The sequence below is a fragment of the Bacillus sp. SN1 genome, from assembly GCF_002796895.1.
Classification (GTDB): domain Bacteria; phylum Bacillota; class Bacilli; order Bacillales; family Bacillaceae; genus Bacillus; species Bacillus inaquosorum.
Window position 1 is genome coordinate 884708 of sequence record NZ_PHIE01000001.1, and the last position, 12968, is coordinate 897675.

General features: G+C 43.7%; 13 protein-coding genes. All 13 read right to left on the bottom strand.

Translation table 11 applies throughout. The annotated features are described in order from the left end of the window. Positions 1-28: 28 nt before the first annotated feature. Positions 29-1336 (bottom strand): FADH(2)-oxidizing methylenetetrahydrofolate--tRNA-(uracil(54)-C(5))-methyltransferase TrmFO, encoded by a 1308-nt coding sequence (trmFO, locus tag CVV77_RS04240; RefSeq protein WP_084992477.1) that lies wholly within the window; start codon positions 1334-1336, stop codon positions 29-31. Between the two features lie 75 nt (positions 1337-1411). Next, positions 1412-3487, bottom strand: coding sequence for a type I DNA topoisomerase (gene topA / locus CVV77_RS04245; protein ID WP_003238559.1), 2076 nt, complete (start codon positions 3485-3487; stop codon positions 1412-1414). A 184-nt stretch (positions 3488-3671) separates the two neighbouring features. Next, positions 3672-4565, bottom strand: a complete 894-nt coding sequence (gene dprA, locus CVV77_RS04250; protein ID WP_084992481.1) for a DNA-processing protein DprA — start codon at positions 4563-4565, stop codon at positions 3672-3674. 60 nt (positions 4566-4625) lie between these two features. Next, the gene (sucD, locus tag CVV77_RS04255) at positions 4626-5528 is read right to left on the bottom strand and encodes a succinate--CoA ligase subunit alpha (RefSeq protein ID WP_003238566.1); all 903 of its coding nucleotides are present in this window, start codon (positions 5526-5528) and stop codon (positions 4626-4628) included. A gap of 28 nt (positions 5529-5556) precedes the next feature. Beyond that, positions 5557-6714, bottom strand: a complete 1158-nt coding sequence (gene sucC / locus CVV77_RS04260) for an ADP-forming succinate--CoA ligase subunit beta (protein ID WP_019714397.1) — start codon at positions 6712-6714, stop codon at positions 5557-5559. A gap of 173 nt (positions 6715-6887) precedes the next feature. After that, entirely contained in the window at positions 6888-7169 is a 282-nt protein-coding gene (locus CVV77_RS04265) for a FlhB-like flagellar biosynthesis protein (RefSeq protein WP_100274711.1), read from the bottom strand. Beyond that, positions 7166-8896, bottom strand: coding sequence for a hypothetical protein (locus tag CVV77_RS04270; protein WP_100274712.1), 1731 nt, complete (start codon positions 8894-8896; stop codon positions 7166-7168). Before CVV77_RS04270 ends, CVV77_RS04265 begins: the two co-directional genes overlap by 4 nt. A gap of 29 nt (positions 8897-8925) precedes the next feature. Next, positions 8926-9693 (bottom strand): ribonuclease HII, encoded by a 768-nt coding sequence (rnhB, locus tag CVV77_RS04275; protein ID WP_100274713.1) that lies wholly within the window; start codon positions 9691-9693, stop codon positions 8926-8928. A gap of 70 nt (positions 9694-9763) precedes the next feature. Next, complete coding sequence (ylqF, locus tag CVV77_RS04280; protein WP_019258385.1) at positions 9764-10612, bottom strand: ribosome biogenesis GTPase YlqF; 849 nt, start codon at positions 10610-10612, stop codon at positions 9764-9766. 144 nt (positions 10613-10756) lie between these two features. Continuing rightward, positions 10757-11104, bottom strand: a complete 348-nt coding sequence (gene rplS, locus CVV77_RS04285) for a 50S ribosomal protein L19 (RefSeq protein ID WP_003220825.1) — start codon at positions 11102-11104, stop codon at positions 10757-10759. A gap of 139 nt (positions 11105-11243) precedes the next feature. Further along, positions 11244-11975, bottom strand: a complete 732-nt coding sequence (gene trmD, locus CVV77_RS04290; RefSeq protein ID WP_003238578.1) for a tRNA (guanosine(37)-N1)-methyltransferase TrmD — start codon at positions 11973-11975, stop codon at positions 11244-11246. Then, a complete protein-coding gene (gene rimM, locus CVV77_RS04295; RefSeq protein WP_019258384.1) occupies positions 11972-12496 on the bottom strand; it encodes a ribosome maturation factor RimM in 525 nt (174 codons plus the stop codon). The genes trmD and rimM overlap by 4 nt, the downstream gene beginning before the upstream one ends. A gap of 4 nt (positions 12497-12500) precedes the next feature. Beyond that, a complete protein-coding gene (locus CVV77_RS04300; protein WP_003238581.1) occupies positions 12501-12887 on the bottom strand; it encodes a YlqD family protein in 387 nt (128 codons plus the stop codon). Positions 12888-12968: the final 81 nt, after the last annotated feature.

Sequence of the window (12968 nt, forward strand, 5' to 3'; positions counted from 1 at the left end):
CAAATCGCGTTCAAGTTGCAATCAATACCTATATTGTTTTCGAAATTGTTTGAATTGTCTCAATCGCGCGGTTCGCGTATTGCTCGTTCCGCTCTTTTTTATTTTTAATTTTAACAGGCAATTCTTTTAAAAGCCCAAAGTTTGCATTCATCGGCTGGAAGTTCTTCTGATTTGTTGTTGTAATATAGTGAGCCATGCTGCCTATTGCTGTTTCCTGAGGGAAAGTGACAAGCTCTTCTCCTAAAACAAGTTTAGCCGCATTAATGCCTGCTACCAGTCCTGAGGCAGCTGATTCCACATATCCTTCTACTCCCGTCATTTGGCCTGCAAAGAACAGGTCATTGCGGTTTTTAAATTGATAAGTCGGCTTTAACAGGCTTGGAGAGTTGATGAATGTATTTCTGTGCATCACGCCGTATCTCACGATTTCTACATTTTCAAGCCCTGGAATCAACTTAAGAACTTCTTTTTGGTCTCCCCACTTTAAATGAGTCTGGAATCCTACAATATTGTAGAGTGTTCCTGCTGCATCATCCTGTCTGAGCTGAACGACAGCATAAGGGCGTTTTCCTGTAACAGGATGCTCTAGACCAACCGGTTTCATCGGGCCGAAAAGCATTGTTTTCTTACCCCGTTTTGCCATGACTTCAATCGGCATGCAGCCTTCAAAGAAAATCTCTTTTTCAAATTCTTTTAACGGGACTGTTTCTGCTGATGTTAATGCTTCATGAAAACGGTCAAACTCTTCTTCTGTCATCGGGCAGTTCAAATACGCCGCTTCACCTTTATCATAACGGGATTTCAGGTATACTTTATCCATATCAAGGCTGTCTTTTTCTACAATCGGCGCCGCTGCATCATAAAAATATAAATAGTCCTCTCCAGTCAGCTCCTTCAGCTGGGCAGACAGCGATTCTGATGTTAACGGACCCGTTGCGATAATGGTAGGGCCTTCGGGGATTTCTGTCACTTCTTCATTAATAACAGTTACGTTTGGATGATTTTTTACCCGATTTGTCACACTTTCGGCAAATTCATGACGGTCAACTGCGAGAGCGCCCCCGGCAGGGACCGAACATTCGTCAGCAGCCGCGATGATGGCTGAATCAAGCGCCCGCATTTCTTCCTTTAATACACCGACAGCGTTAGCAAGCGTGTTGGAGCGCAGAGAGTTGCTGCACACAAGCTCGGCAAATTTATCTGTATGGTGCGCAGGCGTTTGTTTAACAGGGCGCATTTCATATAATTTAACTTGAATTCCCCGTTTGGCAAGCTGCCATGCTGCTTCACTTCCTGCGAGTCCGGCTCCGATTACATTCACTGTTTGTTGGTTCATCTTTCACATCTCCTAGTTTATTATTCAAGGCCTTCTTTTAACACACAAAGAAGGTGAGCAAGACCCTGCTCACCGCTACTTCTGTGGTTCTTCCTTATAATCGCATTCCACGCATTGGACTTGTATGCCTTTTTTGAGTTTTTTCTCGACAAGCATTTTTCCGCATTTCGGGCATTTCCGTTCAATTGGTTTGTCCCAGGAAACGAATTCACAGTCCGGATAACGGTCACAGCCGTAAAAAACCCGTTTCTTTTTCGATTTTCGCTCCACAATATTTCCTTCACCGCAGCTCGGGCACTTTACGCCGATTTGTTTCACAATCGGTTTTGTGTTCCGGCAGTCCGGGAAGTTGGAGCACGCTAAGAATTTACCGTACCGACCCATTTTATATACCATTGGAGAACTGCACAATTCACAATCTTCTCCTGCATATTCCGGTTCGATTTCAACTTCCTTCATTTCCGCTTCTGCTTTTTTAACCCGTTTTTCAAAATCGGTATAGAAGTTATCAATAATCTTAACCCATTCGGTATTGCCTTCTTCAACATGATCAAGGTCTTTTTCCATTTTCGCTGTAAACTCAACGTTAATAATTTCAGGGAAAAATTCCATAATCAAGTCAAGGACGATCTGTCCCAGTTCAGTCGGAACAAAGCGTTTATTATCCAAACCCACGTAGCCGCGCCGCTGAATGGTATCAAGCGTCGGAGCATATGTGGAAGGACGGCCGATACCGAGTTCTTCAAGGGTTTTAACGAGTCGTGCCTCAGTATAGCGCGGAGGCGGCTGGGTAAAATGCTGCTCTGGTTCTATATCTTTTTTTAATACCGTGTCGCCTTCTTGTAAGTCAGGCAGCATCCGGTCTTTTTCTTCCATTTGGTCGTCTTTTCCTTCAACATACACCTTCATAAACCCGGAAAACTTGACTTTACTTCCATTTGCACGAAATGTCAAACCATTGTTTGTCAGGTCAACACTCATTGTATCGAGAACAGCAGGTGCCATTTGGCTGGCAACAAAGCGCTCCCAAATTAATTTATACAATCTCATTTGATCTCGGCCAAGTACTGCTTTTAATTCACTTGGTTTTCTGAGAACTGATGTCGGGCGGATTGCTTCGTGAGCGTCCTGAGCATTTTCATTCTTTTTCGCAGGCTTTCGTTTGCCGCCTAAGAACTCTTTGCCGTATGCCTGATCAATAAATGCAGCTGCTTCATCAACAGCCGTATTTGAAATACGGGTTGAATCCGTTCTCATATACGTGATCAGACCGACAGTTCCTTCTCTTCCAAGATCGATTCCTTCATATAATTGCTGTGCAATCATCATCGTTTTCTTCGCTCTGAAATTGAGCTTACGCGCAGCTTCCTGCTGCAGGGTGGAAGTTGTAAAAGGCAAGGCCGGATTACGTTTGCGTTCCTTTTTCGTTACTTTTTCAACTGTATATTTATTGCCTTTGAGCTGAGAAAGAATGTCTTTTACATCGGCTTCACTTTTTAAAGGAAGTTTTTTGCCGTTTTTTCCGAAAAAGCTCGCTTCGAACGTTTCCTGTCCTTTCAAGAACGTACCGTCAATTGTCCAATATTCCTCTGGCTTAAAGTCGTTAATCTCTTTTTCACGGTCAATAATCAAGCGGAGGGCAACGGATTGTACGCGGCCTGCGCTAAGGCCTTTTTTGACTTTTTTCCATAGGATTGGACTGATTTTATATCCGACAAGCCTGTCTAAAATACGTCTCGCCTGCTGTGCATCCACTAAATCCATATTGATCATGCGAGGATGCTTAAACGATTCCTTAATGGCGTCTTTTGTAATTTCGTTAAACACCACACGGCAGTCTGAATTGAGATCTAAATCAAGGCTGTGTGCCAAGTGCCATGCAATCGCTTCCCCTTCTCTGTCGGGGTCGGCTGCGAGATACACTTTTTTGGCTTTTTTTGCAGCCGTTTTCAGCTCTTTTAATACCGGCCCTTTACCTCGAATGGTAATGTATTTCGGCTCAAAATTCTGTTCTATGTCAACTCCCATTTGACTTTTTGGAAGATCCCGGACATGTCCCATTGATGCTTTTACTTTATATTTTTTACCTAAGTAACGTTCAATCGTTTTCGCCTTAGCGGGCGATTCCACGATGACTAGATAATCAGACATTTTCATCCCCCTCAAGAGGTGTTCTCTCTCTTCAAGTATTTCAATTTTGTTTTTGCAGCTGTCTTTATTTGGCTTTCAACATTTCATTCTTTATGATGAACGTCATTATTTAAATAGAAAACAATATGCAACTTTAAATCCTCACTATTATTAAATATTACAATGCCGTTTGTCAAACGATAATTCAAAAGGGTTCCGTATATTGAACGTTTCTCTCAGGAAGCTCCTCGAAAATATCCTCTGCTGACCATATGGCTTTAGCCCCCTGCTGGATTAGTTTTATAGGACCTCCGGCGTAAGGATCAAATAATGAACCGGGTACGGCAAAAACTTCTCTCCCTTGTTCCATTGCTTGATCTGCAGTAATCAGCGAACCGCTTTTTTCTTTGCCCTGCACGACAATAATGCCTTCACTTAATCCGCTGATGATACGGTTTCTCATAGGGAAATGCCATTTTTGGGGTTTGGTTGCTGGTGGATGCTCTGACAGAAGGATATGGTGTTTAGCCATGTGATCTGCTAACTGAAGGTTTTCCCGGGGATAAATGTGCTGAAATCCGCCTGCAATGACGCCTATTGTCCGTCCCTTCGCCTTAATACTTGCAGCATGGGACATTCCGTCTATCCCAGACGCCAGTCCGCTGACAATCACCCAATCTTTACGGCAAAGCTCTTTTGTAAGATGATTGACAACTTGTATACCATACGCTGTTGGATTTCTTGTACCTACAATTCCAATTTTCCTCCCTTTAGAAAGAAGGGTCATATCACCCTTTGCAAACAGGACAGCGGGGGGATCATAAATGGTTTTCAGCCAGAAAGGATATTGCTTTGAAGAAATCGGGATGATGTTAATGCCTTGCTCATGGTAAGTAGCAAGTACACGCTGAAGTTTTGGGTAATATTCTTCTATTTTGTTTTTTAATGCAGCTGCCTTTACTTTACCGCGAGTAACAGTTTCGAACACGGGCGATGTCAGCGACATAGACGGATCAGCTTTCCACCATTTTAATAGAAGGGATGGGGATAATAATTGATTGATTCTGCAAATCATTAAACAGGCAGCGGCCTGATCCAATATATTGACCTCCTTTTGACAGAAAAAGCAGGAACAGCCTTGACGGCTGTCCCTTCTTTATTAATGCGTTTTGCAAGTTTCGAACAAGTTCTTCTCTTTCAGCACCTTTATTAAGGTTTCACCCATTACAGAAGGTGTCTCTGCAACTTCGATTCCGCATGCATTAAGGGTTTTGATTTTTTCATCAGCTGTGCCTTTTCCGCCGGAAATAATGGCGCCGGCATGCCCCATGCGCTTCCCTGGAGGTGCTGTTTTACCGCCGATAAAACCGACTACCGGTTTTGTCATGTTGGCTTTTACCCACTCTGCCGCTTCCTCTTCGGCAGTACCACCGATTTCGCCAATCATGATGACAGCGTGTGTATCAGGATCTTCGTTAAACGCTTTTAAAACGTCAATAAAGTTTGTTCCATTTACAGGGTCGCCGCCGATTCCAACAGCTGTAGATTGTCCTACACCCGCTTCTGACAGCTGGTGCACCGCTTCGTATGTTAAAGTTCCTGAACGCGATACAACGCCTACATGACCCTTTTTATGGATATATCCAGGCATAATGCCGATTTTACATTCTTCAGGCGTAATGACACCAGGGCAGTTCGGCCCTATCAGTCTCGTTTTCTTGCCTTCCATGAAGCGTTTGACCTTCACCATATCCAAAACCGGAATATGCTCAGTGATGCAAATCACGAGATCAAGCTCCGCATCTACCGCTTCCATAATCGCATCTGCTGCAAACGGTGCCGGCACATATATAACAGACGCGTTAGCGCCGGTCGTTTGGACGGCTTCAGCCACTGTATTAAATACAGGAACACCTTCCGCTTCAGTTCCGCCTTTTCCAGGTGTTACACCGCCTACGATATTTGTGCCGTATTCGAGCATCTGCTTCGTATGAAATAAAGCGGTAGAACCTGTAATCCCTTGCACAATAACTCTTGTATCTTTATTAATAAAAACACTCATTATCTGGTCCCCTGCCTTTCATTCTTTCCTAAACTAAGGATACGATTTTCTGCGCGCCGTCAGCCATTGATTCCGCAGATGTAATATTTAATCCTGATTCACTAAGGATTTTCTTCCCTAGATCCACGTTTGTGCCTTCAAGACGGACGACAAGCGGCAATGTCAAACCGACTTGTCTTGTCGCTTCAACAACCCCTTCTGCGATGACATCACATTTCATAATGCCGCCGAAAATGTTGACAAAAATCCCTTTAACGTTTTGATCAGAAAGAATGATTTTAAATGCTTCCGTGACTTTTTCTGCGGTTGCACCGCCGCCCACATCAAGGAAGTTGGCCGGTTCTCCTCCATAATGCTTGATAATATCCATTGTGGACATTGCAAGTCCCGCGCCGTTTACCATACAGCCGATATTTCCATCAAGGGAAATGTAGCTTAAATCATATTTGGATGCTTCGATTTCTTTCGGATCTTCTTCATCCAAATCTCTGTACTCCATAATGTCCTTTTGTCTGTACAACGCGTTGCTGTCGAAGTTCAATTTCGCATCAAGCGCCATCACATTTCCATCGCCGGTTACAACGAGCGGATTGATTTCGGCGATTGAGCAGTCTTTCTCAACAAACGCTTTATATAGTCCAAGCATAAACTTAGCAGCTTTTCCCACGAGCTCCTTTGGAATATTAATAGCGAATGCGATTTCTCTAGCTTGATAGCCTTGAAGGCCGACAGCCGGATCAATGACAGCTTTTTTGATTTTTTCCGGTGTTTTCTCCGCAACTTCTTCAATTTCCGTTCCGCCTTCTTCAGAAGCCATCAGAACGATTCTAGAAGTAGCGCGGTCAAGAACGAGCCCCACGTAGTATTCTTTTTTAATATCGCAGCCTTCTTCAATAAGTAAGCGTTTTATTACTTGGCCATCCGGACCCGTCTGATGTGTAACTAGGGTCTTCCCTAAGAGTTCTTCGGCATACGCTTTCACTTCGTCTAATGATTTTGCTATTTTTACCCCACCAGCTTTGCCTCGACCGCCAGCATGAATTTGAGCCTTTACGACATAAACCGAGCTGGATAAGTTCTTTGCTTTCTCAACTGCTTCTTCTGCTGTAAAAGCCACTTTACCTTCAGGAACAGATACCCCATATTTTCTGAGGACTTCTTTTCCCTGGTACTCATGGATATTCATTTCCCATCCTCCTAACTTATGTAACAAAACTAAAATAGACTGCGCTTTCATTCTATAATAATACTGGAAGAATTGTCTAGAGTTCGATGCAAAATCTTAAAATCCTTCTAAACATTCAAACTTTTATTTTATTAAAAACATAAATTTCAAACAGAGGATGGGGAATATTTTAGCTATTTTTTGTTTTTTACGCTTTCGTCCAATCGGTAAACGAACGAAAAAATCTCAGCTACCGTTTCATAAAGAGCTTCCGGAATTTGATCATCTACAGTCAAATGGCGCATTAATTCGACAAGGGTCCAATCTTCTTGAATCGGGACCCCTGCCTTTTTTGCTTCTTTGATAATGTTGTCAGCTACATGGCCCTTACCTGTCGCAATCACTTTTGGCGCCTTGTCTTTTTGTTCATCATAATGGAGAGCCACAGCTTTTCTGATCGGCGTCTGCTCTTTCATATTTTCACATCCACTTCCTGATCACTGATGCTTGTTATGTATTGATCGATTGCAGTCTTTTCTTCGGGATGAATCCTTTTTTTAGCGTTTACCCCTGAAAGGCTGTACCCCATTTCCTTGAGGCCCTGTTTAAGCGCGGGCACCATCGGATCGATCGCAGCCTGAAGCTCGAAATCAGTCTCAATTGTAATGGTCATGACTTTTTGCTGTATCAAGCAGTCCACGACGGTTTCTTTTAACGTATCCAGCTGCAGCAAAAACAAAAGGCGGCAATGGGAAGGATCAAGCTTTCCATCCGCTTCTTTCTTACCTTTAAACAAAACAGTCATGTCCTGAGCCCCTGACTTCGAAAACAGCGGAAATGACATCACAATTTGGCTGTATGACGGGTGATCCTGCTGCATGAAAAGCTGGCCGTTTAATTTATGAAAAAGCTGATCAGCTTCCTGTTTGACAGGCTCGGCTACCTCATGCGATGCTCTTGCGGCATGAAGAGCCAGCTTGATGGATTGTATATCGTCAGGTGTGACTGAGCTTCCTTGTTCAAATGCTTTAATAAATGCAAGCTCGTCCCTTGCGCCGATTGCCATTTTCACTTTGGATAAAAAAGAAAGGACATCTGCCTTATCCGCCAAACTAGGTGCTGTCTGCTGGGCAGCCTTTAAAAAAACTTCGGCTTCCTGATCTGTTACTCGCGCCTCCTGTAAAACAGCTGAAGCTGCAGGTGACTTACTATCACCCGATAAAGCAGCCGTTTTAATCCAATTTGCTGCTTCTTTCACAATTTGAAGACCGTTTTTTTCAGCAGATTCCGTCAGCTTTGTCATTAGCTGGCGGGCTTCTTTGATTGGAATGTCTGCTGCGTTTTTGATAGGCTCTCCTTGTATGCTTCTCTGTTCCGCTGTGTGGTTTACAGGCGGCAAATTGGCCTTTACGGGGGAGCCGGGTGGTGCGCTAAGCTCCCTGTTTCCAGCTGTATTGCCTGAAGAAGGTGCTTTTGTATTGTCCGTTAAAGAAATAAGCTTTTCGATCAGACGTTCTGCATGGATTTCGATTTCACTATTAAAAAGTGCCGTAACTGCTTCTTTCAGTTTTGTCATCATCTGGCTCTGTTGAGGGCTTTGGCTGATTGCCTGAAGCAGCTGGGATACGTGCTGATGCAGCGGAACAGGTGATTTTATAGCATGAACACCACTCAACACCTCGGGGTGAATGGGAAGATCACGTTTTAAGGCGAACAGAACCGTTTCAATCGCTTTTTTTGTGTCTTGCGCAGGCAACGTATCCATCCAGCGGACAGCCGTTTTGATATCATTTTCTGTTACAGGTGTTTTGCTCTTCAGCATTGCTCCTGTCATCATGAGAGCAGTGTTTGACGGTTTCACTGATATGGCATTTAAAAGCTTGCCAGCTGCATCCTGAATGGTTTTTGGATTTTGGTCAAAGCTTTGAACGACCTGAAGACGGCCTGACTGTTCTGTCGTTTTTTTTTCGTAGGAAAACCAATAGTACGCCTGAGGACGAAGCTGGGTTTCAAGTTTTCCCTGGACAGTTTGATTGCCTACTTGGATCAGTGCATGCTGGTCTCCTAATAAACGAAGCACTTTTCCTAAAAGGAGGCGCTTCTCCCCGTTTAGCGCTTCGCTGGCATTTGATGTTTCCTGCGGGACTGCTGTATTTCCCAAAAGGTGCTGCAGCGCCTTTTGCACATCATTTCGTATATTCATTTAAAAAAGGTGCCTCCTTGTCCATTGTTTTATCTGAAAGATTGAACAGGAGCGAAAGTTTTGCGGTGCAATTCAGTTGGGCCGTATGCGGCAAGAGCTTCAAGATGCTCTTTTGTCCCATAGCCTTTATTTTTTTCAAAGCCGTACATGGGATATGTTTCGGCATAGGCGCTCATCATCCGGTCTCTTGTGACTTTCGCGATACACGCACCTGCCGCAATAGACACACTTTTGGCATCACCTTTTATAATTGACGACTGAGCCATGTCGAGCGGCAGCGTCATTGCGTCAACAAGCAAATAATCAGGTGTATCTGACAAATCGTGTATCGCTTTCACCATTGCCATCTTTGAAGCTTCATATATATTGATTTCATCAATGACAGAGGCTTCTACAATCCCTATTCCGACCGCCAATGCTTCTTTCATAATAAACTCGTAATATTCCTCACGCTTTTTTTCTGAAAGCTTTTTGGAGTCTGTCAGCCCAAGCATTTCACATTCCTCTGGAAGGATAACTGCGCTGGCGATCACAGGTCCTGCCAATGGCCCCCGGCCGACCTCGTCAACACCTGCAATCAAGCGAAATCCTTTGTTTCTTGCCAGCCTTTCATAGGAAGTCATATTCACCCATTGTTCTTTCAGCGCTTTTTCTTTCGCCTGCTTTTTAAGCCATTGCTCTACAAGCGTTTGAACGCTTTTTCTCGGGTCGTTTTCGCATTGAGCAAGAAATGGGTCTTGTTCATCCTTCACTTGCTGCAAACGGTCTTTAATGTCCTTTACGGTTAATGTATTCACTTTCTCTTCTCCCTTACTGTATGTATCGGTTCGGTCAGGAAAAAATAAAGACCCGCATTTCTGCGCGCCTTTACATAGTCGGCTGTTCAAATGACAGCCTGCCGAACTTTTCAGTGCGGATATCACGAATGATGACTTCAGTCGTTTTATCGTAGTTAATGAGCCCTCCGCTCATGAGACAGCCGCGCTTTTCACCAATTGCATCAAACAGCTCCGCAATGTCCTCCGGGATCTCATCAAGGCCGTAACGCTCTTTAAGCCGTTCAGGATAGTGTTCTTCGAGAAAACGAAGACCAAACACAGCCACATCCTGCAGGTTGATAATCGAGTCTTTAATAGCCCCGGTGACTGCGAGTCTCAAGCCGACAAGCTCGTCCTCAAATTTAGGCCATAAAATCCCCGGTGTATCTAAGAGCTCTAATTCTTTTCCGACTTTGACCCACTGCTGAGATGTCGTAATACCAGGTCTGTCTCCCGTTTTCGCTATGTTTTTCTTTGCCAGCCGGTTGATGAGCGTTGATTTTCCAACGTTTGGAATGCCGATAATCAAAGCGCGAATTGCTCTCGGCTTCACACCTTTCGCCCTCATCCGGTCAAACTTTTCTTGGAGAATCTCTTTCGATGCCGGCACAATTTGATTTAAACCTTGTCCGTTCACAGAGTTAATGGACAGAGAGCGGATACCCTCTTTCTCAAAGTGCTCTTTCCATTGCTGTGTAACTGCCGCATCTGCTTTGTCAGCCTTGTTTAACAGCATAATTCGCGGCTTATTTTTTAGAATGTCTTCAATCATTGGATTTCTTGATGACATTGGAATTCTGGCATCTACCAATTCATATACAATATCGATTAATTTTAGTTTTTCGGTTACTTCCCTTCTTGCTTTTGCCATATGGCCCGGGAACCATTGAATTGTCATGTGACACGAACACCGCCTTTATCTCTTCAGTATGTAAGATTCTTTGTTGTCCTTTATGTATTTTACGATGCCTGTCCGGCATTTTCAAATTCTGTATAAAAAAAGAGCTTGTTACAGGTAACAAGCTCTTTTCGTTCGTTATCATTATCGTCTGATCTCTTTAATACGAGCCGCTTTTCCGCGAAGTTCACGCAGGTAGTAAAGCTTAGCACGGCGTACTTTACCGTAACGTACAACTTCGATTTTCGCGATTTTTGGTGTGTGTACAGGGAACGTACGTTCAACGCCAACACCGTAAGAAATCTTACGAACTGTGAACGTTTCGCTGATTCCACCACCACGACGCTTAATCACAACACCTTCAAAGATCTGGATACGCTCACGGTTACCCTCAACAACTTTAACGTGTACACGTAAAGTGTCACCAGGACGGAACGCAGGAAGATCAGTACGAAGCTGTTCTTTTGTGATATCTTCAATTAGTTTTTGCATCGTTTTCAACTCCTTCCAACAGATGCTCTTGGCCACAAAACCCGGCACAGCGGAACATCGTTTTCAAGCTTATAGCGGATAAGCCCGCTTAAGCCACAAGTAGTATCTTATCACAATTTCATAGCCTATGCAATAAAATCTATTCTTTTTCCCATTCAGAAATCCATTTTCTTTGCTGTTCTGTAAGCGGATAGTCTTTCAAAAGATCCGGACGTCTTACATAGGTCCTTCTGATTGATTCTTTATTCCGCCATTCTTTGATTTTTGCATGGTTTCCTGATAGAAGTGTTTCAGGCACTTTTAAACCTTTATAATCTGCCGGTCTTGTATAATGCGGGTGCTCTAAGAGGCCGGTGCTGAATGAATCCTCAATATGGGAAGCTTCCTTGCCCAGCACACCCGGAAGCAGTCTGACGACACTGTCTGCAATCATCATTGCAGGAAGCTCGCCGCCTGTCAGAACAAAATCGCCAATGGATATTTCATCCGTCACCAGATGCTCTCGAATGCGTTCATCATATCCTTCATAATGGCCGCAAATGAACAGCAAATGCTCTTCCTTTGCTAATTGTTCAGCTTTTTTTTGGGTAAAACGCTCACCTTGCGGGCATACGAGGATGATACGCGGAGCAGCGGCTGCCTTTGATGTCAGATCCTCGACCGCGTCAAAAACAGGCTGAGGCTTGAGAACCATGCCTGCGCCGCCGCCATAAGGATAATCATCAACAGTATTGTGCTTGTTATCAGAATACTCCCGGAAATTCACAACCTGAAACTGCACCGCATCTTTTTCCTGGGCTTTTTGAAGAATCGATGAACCGAGCACACCTTCAAACATTTCGGGAAACAGCGTCAAAAAGTCGATTTTCATTCGTCTATTAACCCTTCCATGAGTTCAATCTCAATTTTCTTTTCACTGACATCGATATGCTTGACCACTGATTCAATGTAAGGAATCAGCGCGTCTTTTTTCCCTTTTCGCGCGACGACCCATACATCATTAGCTCCAGGCGTCAAAATTTCTTTGATCTTTCCGATTAGTTCGCCGTCTTCTGTAAATACTTCGCACCCAATAATTTCGTGGAAATAAAATTCTCCCTCATTCAGCTCTCCTAAATCCTCTTCAGGAACTTTAATGATTGCGTTTTTCAGTTCCTCTACTTCATTCAGGTTTTGTCTTTCTTTAAACTGCAGCAGATGAAATTGCTTATGCAGCCTGTGCGTGTTTACCGTTACTTCCACGGGTTCGTTACGTCCGTCCATAAACAAATACAGCGTGTTGCCCGGCTTGTACCGTTCTTCGGCAAAATCTGTTTTCGAAATCACCCGAACTTCGCCTTTGATTCCGTGGGTATTTACGATTTTGCCTACATTAAACCATCGCGTTGTCATATGATCACCTCTGGCGAATTTCAATTACTTTTCCGTCTTTTATGACGATGGTGTTTGCTGCTGTTTTCTCCTGCCAGTCATCCCCGGCTTCAATTGTCAGCAGCGCATCGACTTCCTTTTCTTTCATCTCACTGCCGAGCGGCAATGTATGTACTTGACCGATTTGAAAATCGATTATTTTTATGTTATCTTTTCGCTTTTCTATTGCCTTTTTAAATTGTTCAATCATATCTGGGTTTTGCTGTTCTTTCTCATGTTTTCTAAGCTGAAAATAGAGCTGGCTGCATTCTCGTTCAAGCATTTGTTTCTTTTCGGCAAAAGAAGCTAAAAGCTTTTCTTTGCTGCGCTCGGTTAAGACTTGCATAACGGCTACACGGTGAATAATTTGCATCGCACCAAGCTCCCCGCTTTTAAAACTTTTTTTGGCTCAGGCTTTTCTATTTTGCCTAAGCTTCTATCAGTTTACCCTTTT